General features: G+C 65.0%; 1 pseudogene. It reads left to right on the top strand.

What is annotated here, in order from left to right:
• Positions 1 to 21 precede the first annotated feature (21 nt).
• Positions 22 to 545, top strand: a pseudogene (locus tag AC3WMR_RS30705) (hemagglutinin repeat-containing protein); the annotation flags it as partial.

Raw genomic sequence — 545 nt, 5'->3', positions numbered from 1 at the left:
AGCGTGACCGAGCAAACGGGTATGTGGGCCGGCGATGGCGGCTTCCAGTTGAACGTAGGCAAGAACACGGGGTTGATCGGCGGTGTGATTGCCAGCAGCGACAAGGCCGTGACTGACGGCAAGAACGTGCTGGTCACCGGAACGCTCACCAGCCGCGACATCGAGAACCGCGCCAGTTATGACGTGCAGTCGGTTCAGCTCGGTGGCGGCTTTAACGTCGGCGGGGCCGGGGGCAACGGCAAGGGTACCGGCAGTGGCAACAGCGCCATCGGTACCGACAGCCAGGGCAACGTCGCCGGCGGCAGCAAGGCCACGCCGGGCTCCACGTTGCCCAGCTTTGACGGCGTCAGCGCCAATGTCCCCATTGCGATGGGGGCCAATGGCGAGGCCAGTTCCACCACGAAAAGCGCCATCAGCGGCGGCACCCTCGTCATTCGGGACGAGGCGGGCCAAAAGGCGCTGACGGGTCAGACCGCGGCGGAAGCGATTGCGGCGTTGAACCGGGATACCAAGGACACGTTGAACGCGCTGGATCGGATCTTTGA

This window comes from Achromobacter sp. FW305-C-28, assembly GCF_058783235.1.
Note: the sequence above shows the minus strand (reverse complement) of the source record. Positions and strands in the feature narration are given on the sequence as shown.